Source organism: Streptomyces sp. NRRL F-525 (assembly GCF_000716605.1).
Classification (GTDB): Bacteria; Actinomycetota; Actinomycetes; order Streptomycetales; family Streptomycetaceae; genus Streptomyces.
The window spans coordinates 135,886-150,086 of sequence record NZ_JNXE01000026.1; the positions used below are offsets into that span (position 1 = coordinate 135,886).

12 protein-coding genes are annotated in these 14,201 nt (G+C 71.2%); 5 read left to right on the forward strand and 7 right to left on the reverse strand.

Going from position 1 to position 14,201, the window contains the following annotated elements; translation table 11 throughout:
- Positions 1-91: 91 nt before the first annotated feature.
- The 3 genes from OO69_RS31555 to OO69_RS31565 all read right to left on the reverse strand — a co-directional run bounded on the left by OO69_RS31555 (position 92) and on the right by OO69_RS31565 (position 3,648).
- Positions 92-1,144 carry an endonuclease/exonuclease/phosphatase family protein gene (locus tag OO69_RS31555; protein ID WP_033284255.1) on the reverse strand — a complete coding sequence of 351 codons (1,053 nt, stop codon included), beginning with the start codon at positions 1,142-1,144 and terminating at the stop codon, positions 92-94.
- Positions 1,145-1,340: 196 nt separating this feature from the next.
- The gene (locus OO69_RS31560) at positions 1,341-2,003 is read right to left on the reverse strand and encodes a TetR/AcrR family transcriptional regulator (RefSeq protein WP_033284256.1); all 663 of its coding nucleotides are present in this window, start codon (positions 2,001-2,003) and stop codon (positions 1,341-1,343) included.
- A 55-nt stretch (positions 2,004-2,058) separates the two neighbouring features.
- Positions 2,059-3,648 carry an MFS transporter gene (locus OO69_RS31565; RefSeq protein ID WP_051801310.1) on the reverse strand — a complete coding sequence of 530 codons (1,590 nt, stop codon included), beginning with the start codon at positions 3,646-3,648 and terminating at the stop codon, positions 2,059-2,061.
- 203 nt (positions 3,649-3,851) lie between these two features.
- On the opposite strand from OO69_RS31565, the gene panB reads away from it, so the two are divergent.
- The 3 genes from panB to OO69_RS31580 all read left to right on the forward strand — a co-directional run bounded on the left by panB (position 3,852) and on the right by OO69_RS31580 (position 6,892).
- The gene (gene panB / locus OO69_RS31570; RefSeq protein WP_033284258.1) at positions 3,852-4,727 is read left to right on the forward strand and encodes a 3-methyl-2-oxobutanoate hydroxymethyltransferase; all 876 of its coding nucleotides are present in this window, start codon (positions 3,852-3,854) and stop codon (positions 4,725-4,727) included.
- 327 nt (positions 4,728-5,054) lie between these two features.
- Positions 5,055-6,074 (forward strand): ATP-binding cassette domain-containing protein, encoded by a 1,020-nt coding sequence (locus OO69_RS31575; RefSeq protein ID WP_033284259.1) that lies wholly within the window; start codon positions 5,055-5,057, stop codon positions 6,072-6,074.
- A complete protein-coding gene (locus OO69_RS31580; RefSeq protein WP_033284260.1) occupies positions 6,071-6,892 on the forward strand; it encodes an ABC transporter permease in 822 nt (273 codons plus the stop codon). Before OO69_RS31575 ends, OO69_RS31580 begins: the two co-directional genes overlap by 4 nt.
- Positions 6,893-6,944: 52 nt before the next feature.
- On the opposite strand, the gene OO69_RS31585 is transcribed toward OO69_RS31580, so the two are convergent.
- A complete protein-coding gene (locus OO69_RS31585; RefSeq protein ID WP_033284261.1) occupies positions 6,945-10,313 on the reverse strand; it encodes an AfsR/SARP family transcriptional regulator in 3,369 nt (1,122 codons plus the stop codon).
- Positions 10,314-10,540: 227 nt separating this feature from the next.
- Between OO69_RS31585 and OO69_RS31590 the strand changes: the two genes are divergently transcribed.
- A complete protein-coding gene (locus tag OO69_RS31590) occupies positions 10,541-11,311 on the forward strand; it encodes a site-2 protease family protein (protein WP_033284262.1) in 771 nt (256 codons plus the stop codon).
- On the opposite strand, the gene OO69_RS52595 is transcribed toward OO69_RS31590, so the two are convergent.
- From OO69_RS52595 to OO69_RS31600, 3 genes are all read right to left on the reverse strand, one after another.
- Positions 11,308-11,472, reverse strand: a complete 165-nt coding sequence (locus tag OO69_RS52595; RefSeq protein WP_199811070.1) for a hypothetical protein — start codon at positions 11,470-11,472, stop codon at positions 11,308-11,310. The genes OO69_RS31590 and OO69_RS52595 overlap by 4 nt on opposite strands.
- An 80-nt stretch (positions 11,473-11,552) precedes the next feature.
- Positions 11,553-12,293 carry an NADPH-dependent F420 reductase gene (gene npdG, locus OO69_RS31595; RefSeq protein WP_033284263.1) on the reverse strand — a complete coding sequence of 247 codons (741 nt, stop codon included), beginning with the start codon at positions 12,291-12,293 and terminating at the stop codon, positions 11,553-11,555.
- A 37-nt stretch (positions 12,294-12,330) separates the two neighbouring features.
- On the reverse strand, positions 12,331-13,413 hold the full coding sequence (locus OO69_RS31600; protein WP_033284264.1) for a sialidase family protein: 1,083 nt from the start codon (positions 13,411-13,413) through the stop codon (positions 12,331-12,333).
- Between the two features lie 124 nt (positions 13,414-13,537).
- On the opposite strand from OO69_RS31600, the gene OO69_RS31605 reads away from it, so the two are divergent.
- On the forward strand, positions 13,538-14,140 hold the full coding sequence (locus OO69_RS31605) for a hypothetical protein (protein ID WP_033284265.1): 603 nt from the start codon (positions 13,538-13,540) through the stop codon (positions 14,138-14,140).
- The last annotated feature ends 61 nt before the right edge of the window (positions 14,141-14,201 follow it).

Consider the following 14,201-nt stretch of genomic DNA (forward strand, 5'->3'; position numbering starts at 1 on the left):
CCTGTGCCTTTCTAGGGAGAGCGGAGTTCCGTACTGCCGAGCTTAAGTTCAGTTACGGAACAAAGACTCCCAGGCCCGCTATTCCACGAGGTTAAGAGCTCGTGTCGAGGTTCACACGGGCCGCGATCGGGAGATGGTCGCTGCCCGTCTTCGGGAGGGTCCAGGACGTGACCGGTTCGACTCCCTGGACCATGATCTGGTCGATCCGCGCCATCGGGAACGACGCCGGCCAGCTGAACCCGAAGCCGCTGCCCGCCGCGCCCTGCGTGGAGCGCATCTGGGAGGTGACGGCGTTCAGCGAGCGGTCGTTCATCGTGCCGTTCAGGTCGCCGAGGAGGATCTTCCGCTTGAGCGGCTCGGCGGCGATGGCCTCACCCAGCGCGTCGGCGCTCGTGTCGCGCTGCCGGGCCGTGAAGCCCGCCTCGAGTTTCACCCGCACCGACGGGAGGTGGGCGACGTAGACCGCGATCTGTCCCTCGGGGGTCGCGACGGTGGCGCGCATCGCGCGCGTCCAGCCCAGCTTTATGTCCACGGCCTTGATGCCGGTCATCGGGTACTTGCTCCACAGGCCGACCGTGCCCTGGACCGAGTGGTACTTGTACGTCGGCGCGAGTGCCTTCGCGTACGTCGGGACCGCCGAGGCCGTCAGCTCCTCCAGGGCGACGATGTCCGCGCCGGACGCGGCGACGTCACGGGCCGTACCGGCCGGGTCGGGGTTCTCCGCGTTGACGTTGTGCGTGGCCACCGTCAGGTCGCCGCCGGTGCCGGTCTTGTCGCTGAGCAGCAGCCCGCCGAAGAGGTTCAGCCACACGACCGTCGGAAGGACGACGGCGATGAGCGCGGTCGCCGACCTCCGGACCAGGCCGAGGACCAGGAGGACCGGGATCGCGAGCCCGAACCACGGCAGGAACGTCTCCGTGAGGCTGCCGAGGTTGCCGATCCGGTTCGGGATGTGCGAGTGCAGCAGCATGACGAGGGACAGGAGGATCGCGAGCGCGGCGAGGATCAGGCCCCGGCGCCAGATCCTGGGATCGTCGCGCCAGCCGCCGGTCAGTCTGTCCCACAGGCGCCGAAGTCGGTTTCCGCGCGGCTCGTCCCCCGAGCCGCCGTCGTCCGTCTCCGCCACATACGCCTGCTGTGCCATTCCGTCGCCTCACTACCTGCCGTGCACACCATCGTCCCCGCGCCTACGACCCTAGGGGATGATCGGTTCCGATCCGCCGTCCCATGACGGCCGTACGGGCACGAGGACGAACAAGTCGGCGTCCGGAGTTCCGAACACGCGCGGCCGCGGCGCCTTCTGTGACGGAACGCGCACATTCGGGCGCGCCGCCCATCGCCTACGAACTGACGGGCCGTAGGGCCACCAGCACCGTGTCCACGAGGAGTTCCGACAGGCCCTCGGGGAGGTCCGCGTCGAAGCGCATGACGGTGCGCAGGAGCATCGGGCCGACGAGCATGTCGTTCATCAGCTCGGGGTCGAGGTCGGTGCGGAGTTCGCCGTTCTCCTGGGCCCGGCGCAGGAGGTCGACCTGCTTGCGGCGGCGGGGTTCCACGACGGTCGCGTGGTAGGCGGCCCACACCTTCGGGGTGCTCTTCATCTGCGCGTACACGTTGTGCAGGAGCGCCGAGGACCGGGTCATCAGGCCGCGCTGGCGCAGCTGTTCCATCATCGCGACCAGGTCGTCGCGCAGGGAGGTGCCGGGCAGTTCGGGGTCGTGCGGCTCGGCCTCGCGGACGACGTCGACGAACAGCTCCTCCTTGCCCGGCCAGCGGCGGTAGATGGTGGCCTTGCCGACTCCGGCGGTACGGGCGATGCGCTCGATGGAGAGTTCGGCCAGCGGCACGCCCTCCTCCAGGAGCTTCATCACGCCCTCCGTGATGGCCCGTTCGACGGCCTCGCTGCGCGGACGTCCCCTGGTGGGCGCGCACGCCCGGGTCCCGCTGTCGGCGCCCTTGTCGGTACCGGTGCCGGTGGCGGTGCCGTTGTCGGCAAGGCTCACTTCACTCCGTCCCTTCCGCTGATCCCCCGTTCCCGTCCTTGGGTGATTGTCGTCGCTATTCCCCCACGACGACCAACTCCGGCTCCTCCTTGCCCTCCTGAGGGACCGGAGGCCTGCCGGGCAGGAAGAGGAACGCCACTACGGCGCCGATGACCGCGACGCCCGCGCCGCACAGGGCGGTCACGTGCATGGCGTGCAGGAAGGCGTCGTTGGCCGGGGTGACCAGGGCCCTGCCCTGCGGGCCGAGCTTCGCGGCGACACCGAGGGTGGCCTCGATGGACTCGCCGGCGGTGTCGCGGAGGGCGGCCGGGACCGAGCCGAGCTTGCCCTCGATGCCGTTGCGGTACGCCGTGGACAGCACCGAGCCGAGGACGGCGATGCCGAGGGCGCCGCCGACCTGGCGGAAGGTGTTGCTCAGCGCGGACGCGGAGCCAGCCTTCTCGCGCGGCAGGGCCTGCATGATGACGACGCTGGTCGGGGTCATGACGTGGGCCATGCCGGCGCCCATGAGGAAGAAGATGACCTCCAGGATCCAGATCGGCGTGTCCGCCTTGAGGGTCGCGAAGGCGGCGAGCATCCCGGCGAGCACCAGCAGGCCGACGCCGGTCGTGATCCTGTTGCCGAACCGGTTGACGACCAGCCGGGCGCGCGGCGCGAAGATCATCTGCGCGGCGGCCAGCGGCAGCATCAGCAGGCCGGTCTGCAGCGGCGAGTAGCCGCGCACGCTCTGGGTGTAGAAGACCGAGAAGAAGGTCACGCCCATCAGCGCGAAGAAGACCAGCGCGATGGCGGCGATCGCGGCCGAGAACACCTTGTTCTTGAAGTACGTGACGTCGATCGACGGGTGGTCGCTGCGCTTCTCGAACCAGACGAACCCGGCGAGCACGACGACACCGGCGATGATCGTCGCCAGCACCTTGGGCGCCGTGAAGTCGGCCAGCTCGCCGCCCTCGATGATGCCGTAGACCAGCAGGACGAGGCCTACGACGGACAGGACGACGCCGACCGGGTCGAGGCGGCCGGGCTTGGGGTCGCGGGAGTCGGGGACCAGCCAGATCATCAGGGCGAGGGCGATCAGCACGATGGGCACGTTGATCAGGAAGACCGAGCCCCACCAGAAGTGGTCGAGGAGCACGCCGCCGGTGATCGGGCCGATGGCGATGGCGAGGCCGACGCCGCCGGCCCAGATGCCGATGGCCTTGGGCTGCTCGTCGCGCTCGAAGACGTTCATGAGGACGGCGAGGGTGGCGGGCATCACGAAGGCGGCGCCGAGGGCCATCAGGGCGCGGTAGCCGATGAGTTGGCCTGGCGAGCCGGACTCGGCGGCGAGCGCGGAGCCGATGCCGAACACGACGAGCCCGCCGAGCAGGACCTTCTTGCGGCCGATCCGGTCACCGAGGAGGCCCGCGGTGAACAGCAGGCCGGCGAAGACGAGGGTGTAGGCGTTGATCGCCCACTCCAGCTCGCTCTGTGTCGCGCCCAGGCCGGTCGGGGCCGGGGTGGAGATGGTCTTGATGGCGACGTTGAGGATCGAGTTGTCGAGCACCACGATGAGCAGGCTCAGCATCAGCACGCCGAGGATGGCCCAGCGGCGGCGGTGCACCGCTTCGGGTATCCGGGTGCCGGGGACGGGTGGAGTGGTCATGCGGTCCAGACTAGGGAGCCGCGGGCCAATTACGATACGGGTCCGTGCCGTATCGTAAATATTTTACTCAGGCCTTACGCATGCCCCTTCACGTGATGCGGATGACTGGGGTCCCTCTGGCCCTCTGTGGCACGAGGTGCCACCATGGAGGGGATCCGGGGACGCCGTGAGGGCGCCTCGAGATGACTGAAGGAGCCGTTGCAATGACGCAGCTTTCGGCTGCCCAGGCTGGGAAGAACAGCTCCTCCGACGGCAGCAAGGCGCTGTACGGAGGCAAGGGCACACGTCGTATCACCGTCCGGGACATCGCCCTCGCCAAGGAGCGCGGCGAGAAGTGGCCCATGCTCACCGCCTACGACGCGATGACCGCGTCCGTCTTCGACGAGGCCGGGATCCCGGTCATGCTCGTCGGGGACTCGGCGGGGAACTGCCATCTCGGGTACGAGTCGACCGTGCCGGTCACCCTCGACGAGATGGCCATGCTGTCCGCGGCCGTCGTACGGGGCACGAGCCGCGCCCTGATCGTGGCCGACCTGCCGTTCGGGTCCTACCAGGAGGGTCCGGTGCAGGCGCTGCGCTCGGCGACCCGGCTGGTGAAGGAGGCGGGCGTGGGTGCCGTGAAGCTGGAGGGCGGTGAGCGGTCGCACGAGCAGATCCGGCTGCTCGTCGAGTCCGGGATTCCGGTGATGGCGCACATCGGGCTCACTCCGCAGTCCGTGAACTCGATGGGGTACCGGGTGCAGGGGCGGGGCGAGGAGGCGGCCCAGCAGTTGCTGCGGGACGCGAAGTCCGTGCAGGACGCGGGGGCGTTCGCCGTTGTCCTTGAGCTGGTGCCGGCCGAGTTGGCGGCCGAGGTCACCCGGGTGCTGCACATTCCTACGGTGGGGATCGGGGCCGGGGTCGAGACCGATGCCCAAGTCCTGGTGTGGACCGACATGTTGGGGCTGACCGGCGGGAAGATGCCGAAGTTCGTCAAGCAGTACGCGGATCTCCGAGGGGTTATGGGGGACGCGGCGAGGGCGTTCGCGGAGGATGTCGTGGGCGGGACGTTCCCTGCCGAGGAGCACTCCGTCCACTGACCGGTCTGGCCCATCTGAGCCATTGCGGCACCATGCAGCCCCGCCGATCTTCCCCCGTCGGCGGGGCTGCCCCTTTGCTGCCTGCCGCCCGTCCCTGGGGGCTCCGCCCCCAGACCCCCATCGGCCCTGAAGGGGCCTCGTCCTCAAACGCCGGACGGGCTGGATATTGGCGCACCGCTTGGCCAACCGAGACGGGTGGTGGGTGGGCACAGGCCGGGGGTCTGGGGGCGGAGCCCCCAGGGACCTCGGGGGCAGCGTCGGTCACGTGTAGGTGGCTGTCGGTGGGATGTCGGTGGTTTGTCGGCAGACCCTGGCAATGTCATCGGCATGACGCGAATCGACAAGAATTCCGGCGGCACGGCCGTGTCCGTGCGGGGGCTGGTCAAGCACTACGGCGAGACCAAGGCGCTGGACGGCGTCGACCTGGACGTCCGGGAGGGCACCGTGATGGGTGTGCTCGGGCCGAACGGTGCCGGTAAGACCACCCTCGTACGGATCCTGTCCACGCTGCTCGCCCCCACCGCCGGCGAGGCAACCGTCGCCGGCTACGACGTCCTGCGCCAGCCCCGCCAGCTGCGCCGGGTGATAGGCCTCACCGGCCAGTACGCCTCCGTGGACGAGAAGCTCCCGGGCTGGGAGAACCTGTACATGATCGGGCGGCTGCTCGATCTGTCCCGTAAAGACTCACGGGCCCGGGCCGATGAACTGCTGGAGCGGTTCTCGCTGACGGACGCCGCCAAGCGGCCCGCCAGTACCTACTCCGGCGGTATGCGGCGACGGCTCGACCTGGCCGCCTCGATGATCGGGCACCCGCAGGTGCTGTTCCTCGACGAACCGACCACCGGGCTCGACCCGCGCACCCGCATGGAGGTGTGGGACGAGGTGCGGTCCATGGTCGGCGGCGGCGTGACCGTGCTGCTCACCACCCAGTACATGGAGGAGGCCGAGGCGCTCGCCTCCGAGCTGACCGTGGTGGACCACGGCAAGGTCATCGCCAACGGCGGGATCGACGAGCTGAAGGCGAAGGTCGGCGGCCGGGCGCTGCGTATCCGGCCGACCGATCCGCTGCAACTGCGGCCGCTGGCAAGGGCGTTGGACGAGCTGGGCATCACCGGGCTCGCCACCGTCACCGTGGACGTGGAGAGCGGGACCGTCCTGGTGCCGATCCTCAGCGACGAGCAACTGACCGCCGTGGTCGGCGCGGTGAGCGCCCGCGGCCTCACCATCGCCTCCATCACCACCGAACTCCCCAGCCTGGACGAGGTGTTCCTGTCCCTCACCGGACACCGTGCCAGTGCCCCGCAGGACTCCGTGCCCACCCACAACCGCGAGGAGGTCGCCGTATGAGCGCCGTAGCCGTGCACCCCGTCGACGCCGCGGCGGATCCCCGTATCCCGCTGCGCAACCATCTGCGCCACACCGGCGCGCTGATCCGCCGCAACCTGCTGTGGATCCGGCAGGACCCGGAGTCGATGTTCGACGCCATCCTGTTCCCGGTCATCTTCACGCTGCTGTTCGTGTACGTCTTCGGCGGCTCGATCGGGCAGTCGCTCGGCGGCGGACAGCACGCGTACGTGCAGTACGTCGTGCCCGGTCTGCTCGCCATGATGGGCATGAACATGGCCCAGGGGGTGGGCACCGGCTTCAACACCGACTTCCACACCGGGGTCATGGACCGGTTCCGGTCGCTGCCCATCGGGCGCGGTTCGGTGCTGGTCGCCAAGATCGTGGTCGAGATCATGCGCATGCTGGTCGCGTGCGCCGTGCTGATGGTCGTCGGTGTCCTCGTCGGCTTCGACATCCACCGCTGGGGCGGCATGTTCGCCGCGATCGGGCTGTCCGCGGTGTTCGGCTCGGCCCTGATGTGGGTGTTCATCACCCTCGGCGTGACCATGAAGAGCGCGCAGTCCGTGCAGGCCATGGGCTTCCTGTTCCTGATGCCGCTGCAGTTCGGCTCGTCGATCTTCGCGCCGACCGGGTCGATGCCGGGCTGGCTGCAGAACTTCACCGACTACAACCCGCTGTCCTCCCTGGCGGACGCGGCCCGCGGGCTGATGGTGGGCGGCCCGGTCGCCCACGGTGTGCTGCTGACGCTGGCCTGGTCGGTGGGGCTCACCGCGGTGATGGCCCCGATCGCCATCCACAAGTTCCGCACCAAGACCTGACCGCGCCGGACCGGTACGCACCACAGTCGCGTCCCACCGGTACGCGTCGGCGTCACACCAGGGCGGCGGCCTCCTCCACGGAGAGGCCGTCGCCTTCGGCGTACTCCGCCGCGCAGATCTCGTAGGCCTCGTCGCCGAGCGCGGCGCGCGCGTGCCGCTCGGCCTGGCGGTAGACCTCGCGCTCCATCGACGTCGCGACATGCCCGGACGGCAGCAGCGCCCGCGCCGTGACGAGGCAGCGGACGGCGTCACGGGCCCGGCCGCCGCCGTCGATCTCGGCGAGGGCGATCGCGGCCAGTCCCAGGTACAGCGGGGTCATGTGCGGGGCGATGGCCTCGGACAGCGGGTCGCCCGCGCGGTGCAGGGCCCGCCGGATCTTGTCCAGGGCCTCGTCGTAGTCGTCGTCGACCGTCGCCACCCAGGCCTCGAGGCCGAGGATGTACGCGTCGAAGACGACGAAGTGGGAGATGGTGAACTGCTCGCGCAGCAGGCGCAGTTGCTCACGCGCCTCGGCGGGCCGGCCGGTCATGGCGAGGTAGCCCGCGAGGAACATCCGGGCGGCGGGCATCGCCTCGTTGCCACCGCCGTACGGCTGCTTCTCGACCACCTCGCGCAGGATGCGCTCGCCCCGTTCGGCCTCGCCGCCCTCGACGAGCACGCTGCCGAGCCGGGCGCCGAGCACGGCCGTCTGACCGTGCGCGCCGAGCCGTTCGGCGTGTTCGATCGCGGCCTCGTAGTCGGCGGCGGCGAGCCCGAACTCGCCGATGCGCTCCCGGGCTTCGGCCCGTGCGGAGAGCGCCTCGGCGGTGCCCCAGGCGTCGCCGAGGCGGCGGAAGATCACCAGCGACTCGTCGGCGTCGCGGACCGCGTCGCCCGCCCAGTCGCTGCGGTTGGCGAGCATGTTGGCGCGCATCTGGAGGGTGGTGGCCAGCTCCCACTCCATGCCGGGGGTGGCCCGGCAGGTGCGGACGGCGGCTTCGAGGATGCCCGGCAGCCGCTCCACGTTGCCGGTCATCAGCACGGCGTAGAACCAGAGCATGCCGGGGGTGCGGCAGGTCTGCGGGTGGCCGGGTTCGTAGACCTCGGTGATGAGGCGGAGTTTCTCCTTCGCCGCCGGTGCCTCCCAGGCCTCCAACTCCGTGTCCATCCAGCCCAGATGGGCGAGGTGGACCCCGCGCCTGGCCTCGGTGAGGAGTTCGCCGGTGAGCGGGGGCGGGACGTCGGTGCAGCGCTGCCAGACGGGTTCGGCGCGCCGGACGGGGGCGGTGAAGGGGTCGGGGCCCAGCGCCATCACCTCGACGCACCAGTTGCGGGCCTCGATGCGGACGTCGCGCATCTGCCAGTACCAGACCAGCGACAGGACGAGGCAGATGGCCTCCTGCTCGTCGCGCTCGGCGACGGCGTGCCGCAGGGCGGTGCGGAGGTTCTCGTACTCGAGCTCCAGCCGTCCTACGGCGGCGAGTTGGCCGGGGCCGCGCAGCAACGGGTCGGTGGTGCGGGCGAGTTCGCGGTAGTACGTCAGGTGGGCGCGCTCGGCGCGGGGGCGGCGGCCGGCCTCGTCGAGGCGTTCGCCCGCGTACTCGGCGACGGTCTCCAGGAGGCGGTAGCGCATCTCGCCCTCGCCCGAAGGGGCCGCCACCACAAGGGACTTGTCGACGAGGGAGCCGAGCGTCTCGAAGGCGACCGGCCCGCACACGGCCTCGGCGGCGGCGAGGTCGCAGCCGCCGGCGAAGACGGACAGGGTGGTCAGCACGTCCCGTTCGTCCGCGTCGAGGAGGTCCCAGGACCAGTCGACGACGGCCCGCAGGGTCTGCTGGCGGGGCAGGAGGGTGCGGCTGCCGGAGGTGAGCAGGCGGAAGCGGTCGTCGAGGCGGTCGGCGATCTGACGGGGCGTCAACATCCGTAGCCGGGCGGCCGCCAGCTCGATGGCGAGGGGCAGTCCGTCGAGCCGCCGGCAGATCTCGGCGCAGGCCTCGGGGTCGTCCTCGACGCTGAACCCCGGCCGGGCGGCGGCCCCCCGGTCGGCGAGCAGCCGTAGCGCGACGGGGTCGGGCAGGGGTTCCACCGGGCGCAGCAACTCGCCCGGTACGCCCAGGGGTTCGCGGCTGGTGGCGAGCACGGTGAGGCCGGGGCAGCGCTCCAGCAGGGTCTCCACGAGGCGGGCGGCGGCGTCCACGACGTGCTCGCAGTTGTCGAGGACGATCAGCATCCGGCGGCTGCCGCAGTGTTCGGCGAGGCGGTCGACGGGGGCGTCGTGCCGCTCGCCGCCGGCGGCCCGGATCGCCTCGGCGCCGGCGCCGTACATCACGGTCTCGCGCGCGCCGACCGCCGTGAGCACGGCCGTCGGTACGGCGTCGGGGTCGTCCACGGGGGCGAGTTCGGCCAGCCACACCCCGTCCCGCGCCGCGTCCCGCACCCCTTCGGCGGCCTCCTGCGACAGCCGCGTCTTCCCGGCCCCACCGGGCCCGAGCAGCGTCACCAGCCGGGCGGACGCGAGGTCACCCCGGATGACGTCGATGTCGGCCTCCCGGCCGACGAAGGAGGTGAGGCGGGCGCGGAGGTTGCCGGGGGGTGGGGGTCGGAGCCCTCCGGGGGCGGGGGTGCCGGGGCTGCGGGGATCGGCGTCGCCGGTCGGGCCGCCGCGGTCGCCAGGTCCGTCGCCGTCGCCCGGTCCACCGGGTACGTCGCCGTCCCCCGGGCTCAGCAACTCCCCGTGCAGCGAGCGCAGTTCAGGCCCAGGATCGGAGCCCAGCCGGTCCGCCAGCAGCTGGCGTACGTCCTCGTAGGCGGCCAGTGCCTCCGCTGTGCGGCCCGTTGCGCGGAGGGCTCGGAGGCGTAGGGACTGGAGGGGTTCGTCGAGGGGGTGGGTGTCGCAGAGGGCGGTCAGTTCGGGGAGGGCGGTGTCCGCGTCGCCGAGGGCGACGGCCGCGGTGAGGCGGGCTCGGCGGGCGTCCAGGTGGCGGGTCTCCCAGCGGGCCGCTTCCGCCGTGCGGTCGGGGAGGTCGGCCAGGGCCGGGCCGTTCCACAGGGCGAGCGCGTCGTCCAGGACCTCGGCCGCCTTCGCGGGGTTGCCGTCGGCCAGCGCCCGCAGCCCCTCCCCCGTCAGCCGCTCGAAACGGTGCAGGTCGATGTCCTCGGGGGCGGCGGCCAGCCGGTACCCGCTCTCCGCCGAGGTGATCGCGTCGGCGCCGAGCGCCCGGCGCAGCCTGCCCACCAGCGCCTGGAGCGCGCCGGTCGCGTCGGCGGGCGTGTCCACGCCCCACACCTCGTCCACCAGGAGGCTCGCGGTTACGGCCTTGCCGGGGCGCAGGGCGAGCACCGTGAGCAGGGCGCGCAGCCGCGCCCCGCCGACCGGGACGGGGGTGCCGTCGGGGCGGAGTGCCTGGGTGGTGCCGAGAATGCGGTAGCGCACGGGGTCCATTGTCTCCGGTGGCGTGGAAAGCGGTCACGGGGTTGCGGCGGCGCGGCGCCGGACGCGGCACGACGACCTCGGAGAAGCCCCCCGAGGGGTGACGGGGTCGTAGAACGCGTGCCAGAGTCCCATGTCCCCACCTTCCCCGGAACCGACGGCCGCTCGCGAGACGTTTTCCCCTAGTGCCCGGTACCGTCGGGCTTCGCGTCCACCGACCCAGCAGGGAGCCCGCCCCCATGACCGCCACCACCACCCGCCCCAGTGACCGGCGGATCAGTCCCGTCTTCCTCGGGATCCTGGCTGTCACGGCGGTGACCGGCTGGGCCACCTGGACCGGGTTCGCCGAGCAGCCGGGCGTCGCCGTGTTCCTGTTCGTGACGGCGGCCTGGATCGTCTCCCTGTGCCTGCACGAGTACGCGCACGCGCGCACCGCCCTGCACAGCGGTGACATCTCGATCGGCTCGAAGGGCTATCTCACCCTCAACCCGCTGAAGTACACGCACGCCCTGCTCAGCATCGTGCTCCCGGTGATCTTCGTCATCATGGGCGGCATCGGTCTGCCGGGCGGCGCGGTGTTCATCGAGCGGGGCCGCATCCACGGCCGATGGAAGCACAGCCTGATCTCGGCGGCGGGCCCACTGACGAACGTGCTGTTCGCGGCGGTCTGCACGGCGCCTTTCTGGCTGCACGCACTCGACGGGGTGCCGGCCGACTTCCAGTACGCGCTGGCCTTCCTGGCCCTGCTCCAGGTGACCGCGGCGATCCTGAACTTCCTGCCGGTGCCGGGCCTGGACGGCTACGGCGTGATCGAGCCCTGGCTGTCGAACGACATCAAGCGGCAGGTCGAGCCGTTCGCGCCGTTCGGCCTGCTGTTCGTGTTCGCGCTGCTGTGGGTGCCGTCGATCAACCGGGAGTTCTTCGACATGATCGACGCGATCCTGCGGGGGCTGGGCGTCAGCGACTGGCAGACGTCGAACGGCTACAGCCTCTACCAGTTCTGGCGCTAGGCGGCGCGGCCGCGCTTCAGGTAGTACCAGCACATGTTGGACGAGAGGCCCGCGAGCAGGACCCACACGATGCCGATCCAGTTGCCCTGTACGAAGGAGACGACCGCCGCGGCCACGGCGAGCAGGCAGACGACGAGGGCGTAGAGGGCGAGGCGGGGCATGGGGTCGGCTCCTGTCGGCAGAACGAAGGCACAGCAGAGGGGACACTGGTGGTCGGTCGCCACCAGTGTCCCCCACCCGCTCAGACGTCCGTGACACGCAGTCCCGCGTGTGCCTTGTAGCGGCGGTTGACGGAGATCAGGTTCGCGACCAGGGACTCCACCTGGTGGGCGTTGCGCAGCCGGCCGGCGAAGACACCGCGCATGCCGGGGATACGGCCGGCCAGCGCCTGCACGATCTCGACGTCGGCGCGCTCCTCGCCCAGGACCATCACGTCCGTGTCGATCTCGGCGATCTCCTGGTCCATGAGCAGCACCGCCGACAGGTGGTGGAAGGCAGCGGCGACCCGCGAGTCGGGCAGCAGGACGGCGGCCTGTTCGGCGGCGCTGCCCTCCTCCGGCTTCAGCGCGTAGGCGCCCTTCTTGTCGAAGCCGAGCGGGTTGACGCAGTCGACGACGAGCTTGCCGGCCAGTTCCTCGCGCAACGACTCCAGGGTTTTGCCGTGGCCGTCCCAGGGCACGGCGACGATCACGACGTCGCTGCGGCGCGCGGTCTCGGCGTTGTCGGCGCCCTCGACCCCGTGGCCGAGTTCGTCGGCGGCGGCCTGCGCGCGGTCGGCGGCGCGGGAGCCGATGATCACCTTCTGGCCGGCCTTGGCGAGCCGGTAGGCGAGGCCCTTGCCCTGCGGCCCGGTCCCGCCGAGCACGCCGACGACCAGTCCGGAGACGTCGGGGAGGTCCCACGGGTCCTTGGCGGGGGCCTTCGCGGGGGCGGTCCCGGAGGCCGTCGCGGGGGTCTGTGCAGCACTGTCGGTAGAGGTCATGGGCCGACTTTACGTCCGCCTCCGCACCCGTATCGGCTCAGGTGAGGTCCGTCACGGGGACCCGCCGGAACGTGATCGTCTCGTACGGCCCGAAGTCGCCGGTCTCGTAGAGGAGTCCGACCGTGTCGTCGTCGACGCGTACGAGGTCGGAGTAGGCGGCGGGCAGTCCGTCGACCGTGTGCACCGGGCGCCAGGTGGTGCCGGCGTCGGTGGAGGCGCGCAGGGTCATCAGGGCGCGGGCGGCAGGGTCGCCGGGGCCGGAGTACAACAGCACGTCGGGGTCGCGGAGTTGGAGGACGCTGGCCTCGCAGACGGGGGCGGTGAGGCCGGCCTGCGGGCGGAAGGGCTTCACGAGGGTGGTGCCGCCGTCGGCCGAGTACGCGTCGGCGCGGTGGCCGGGGGCCGTGGCGTCGTTGCGGGTGTTGAAGTAGACGCGCCCGTCCGGGAGTTCGGCGGCGGTGGTCTCGTTGCAGTTGACGTAGCCGTCCGGGTTCTCGTCGACGTAGCCGATCGACCAGGTCTCGCCCTTGTCGTCGCTGAGCAGACAGTGGCCGCTGTTGTACTTCGCCTCGTTTCCTACGTCCTTCCCGGTTGGCGGGACCGTGTGGTTGGCGGCGACGACCACACGGCCGGTGCTCAGCTGGATCGCGTGCCCGGGGGTGGTGGCGTACCAGCGCCACTCGGGCTTCTTCACCTGCGCGGTGATCTCCTTCGAACTCGACCAGGTGACCCCGTCGTCGTCGCTGTAGCGCACCCAGATCCGGCGTCCGTCGGCCGCCGACACCTGGCCGCGCAGGATGGCGTCCTCGGTGGCGGTGGCGGTCGCGCGGACGTAGACGAGCAGGATGCGGCCGGTGTCGAGGACGACGGGGGCGGGGTTGCCCGCGAGGTGGGGGCCGTTGGTGGCGGCGGCGGTGAGGGGGCCCCAGGTGCGGCCGCCGTCCGTGGAACGCCGTAGGACGATCTCGATGTGGCCGTGGTCGCTCGCGGAGTCGACGCGGCCCTCGCAGAACGCCAGGACGGTGCCGGCGGCGCTCACCACGACGGCCGGGATCCGGTAGCTCGCGTAGCCTCCCTGGCCGGCGACGAAGGGGACGGACACTTCTGCGGTTTCTGTCATGAGGTGACTCCTTGTGCGGCCGTTGACTCCTTGTGTGGCCTATGAGCCCGCACCATCCCCAAGTTGGGCGAATTCGTGGTGAACTCCACGTCACGAACGACAGGTTGGGGCAGGATGCGCGGACATGGATGCCGTACGGGTCGCGCTGTTGCGTGAAGTGCTCGCCGGGACCGAGTGGTTGGGGGCGACGCGGCGGTTCGCGGGGGTGTTGCGCGGGTCGGTGGTGTCGCACGGGGGCGGGTTGCTGCTGGTGGGTACGCCCGCGTACGAGCCGTGGCATCTCGCGGCGCATCTCGTCGACGAGGCGGCCTGGTCGGGTACGCCGGAGTTGGCGCCGACTCTTGTACGGCACGACGCGCGTCCCTCGGATCCGGCGCACCTGGCGGTCGGGCTCGGCCGGATCGAGGCGGCCCGGCGTGGTGAGACGCTGCTGGTGGTGTCCCCCGAGGGCCCCGGTGACCCGCTCCTGGAACGGGTGCACGATGCCCGCCGGGCCGGGGCGACCGTCCTCGCGCTGGGCTCCGGTGACCGTGAACTCGCGTCCCTGGCCCACGAGTCACTCCCCGTACCGCCGGGCACGGACCTGGACCTGGACACCGTGCAGCACCTGGTGAGCGCGGCGGCCGGGGAGAACGTGTTGCCGGTGACGCGGGGGCGCCGGCGCTTCCGTGACCGGCTGTCCCGCCTGACGGACCACTTGACGGCACCGCCGCCTGCGCCTTGGTAAGGGGGTTTCCCACCCACCCACCCGTCTCGGTCAGTTGAGAGGTGAACGAGAAGCACGGGAC

Excerpts from the sequence above, each read along its gene's own strand:
- OO69_RS52595 (WP_199811070.1), bottom strand. The coding sequence starts at position 11,472 with ATGCCCCGCCTCGCCCTCTACGCCCTCGTCGTCTGCCTGCTCGCCGTG.
- OO69_RS31585 (WP_033284261.1), bottom strand. The coding sequence starts at position 10,313 with ATGGACCCCGTGCGCTACCGCATTCTCGGCACCACCCAGGCACTCCGC.
- OO69_RS31555 (WP_033284255.1), bottom strand. The coding sequence starts at position 1,144 with ATGGCACAGCAGGCGTATGTGGCGGAGACGGACGACGGCGGCTCGGGG.
- OO69_RS31590 (WP_033284262.1), top strand. The coding sequence starts at position 10,541 with ATGACCGCCACCACCACCCGCCCCAGTGACCGGCGGATCAGTCCCGTC.
- npdG (WP_033284263.1), bottom strand. The coding sequence starts at position 12,293 with ATGACCTCTACCGACAGTGCTGCACAGACCCCCGCGACGGCCTCCGGG.
- OO69_RS31580 (WP_033284260.1), top strand. The coding sequence starts at position 6,071 with ATGAGCGCCGTAGCCGTGCACCCCGTCGACGCCGCGGCGGATCCCCGT.
- OO69_RS31565 (WP_051801310.1), bottom strand. The coding sequence starts at position 3,648 with ATGACCACTCCACCCGTCCCCGGCACCCGGATACCCGAAGCGGTGCAC.
- panB (WP_033284258.1), top strand. The coding sequence starts at position 3,852 with ATGACGCAGCTTTCGGCTGCCCAGGCTGGGAAGAACAGCTCCTCCGAC.
- OO69_RS31575 (WP_033284259.1), top strand. The coding sequence starts at position 5,055 with ATGACGCGAATCGACAAGAATTCCGGCGGCACGGCCGTGTCCGTGCGG.
- OO69_RS31600 (WP_033284264.1), bottom strand. The coding sequence starts at position 13,413 with ATGACAGAAACCGCAGAAGTGTCCGTCCCCTTCGTCGCCGGCCAGGGA.
- OO69_RS31605 (WP_033284265.1), top strand. The coding sequence starts at position 13,538 with ATGGATGCCGTACGGGTCGCGCTGTTGCGTGAAGTGCTCGCCGGGACC.